We start from the raw sequence: 551 nt of genomic DNA on the forward strand, positions 1-551 counted from the left end.
AACCTGGCTGCGCACGGCCCAGGCCCGCACCCGAGAGGCGCTGGAATGCGTCATCCAAGCCGCTACCGACTGGATAACCGAGCAGGATGCCAAAAACTGGTTTGGCCACTGTGGCTACCACGTACACTAACCTGAGAAACGCTCTAAGCTTGCTCCAGGCCTGTTCGATGGGGGTGAAGTCGGGCGAGTAGGGCGGCAGGAACACGAGCTCCACGCCCCGCTTGGCCAGCCACGCGCGCAGCCCCGTGAGGTGATGCACGGGCAGGTTGTCGAGCACCAGCACGTCGCCTGGGCGCAGCGTGGGGGCCAGGCAGTAGGCCACGTAGAAGGCAAAGCCGCGCTGGTTGAGCGCTCCCTGTAGCAGCTGCACCGCGCCCAGTCCCTGCACCGACAAGGCCCCGATCAGCGTCAGCGCCGGGCCCCGGCGCAGGGGCACGGCCCCGCCGACGCGTTGCCCGCCCACGGCCCGGGCATGGGTGCGGGCATAGTCCAGGCGCAGGCCCGTCTCGTCCAGGAAGTGGAAGCGGTTCACGTCGGGGCGGGAGCAGACC

At 68.8% G+C, this 551-nt stretch carries 1 protein-coding gene; it reads right to left on the minus strand.

Features of this window, described 5'->3' with window-relative positions; genetic code table 11:
* Positions 1-551 (minus strand): IS630 family transposase (locus ABD842_RS13660; RefSeq protein WP_345114890.1); only part of this gene is annotated, 551 nt, incomplete at both ends.

Source organism: Hymenobacter algoricola (assembly GCF_039539525.1).
Lineage (GTDB): Bacteria > Bacteroidota > Bacteroidia > Cytophagales > Hymenobacteraceae > Hymenobacter > Hymenobacter algoricola.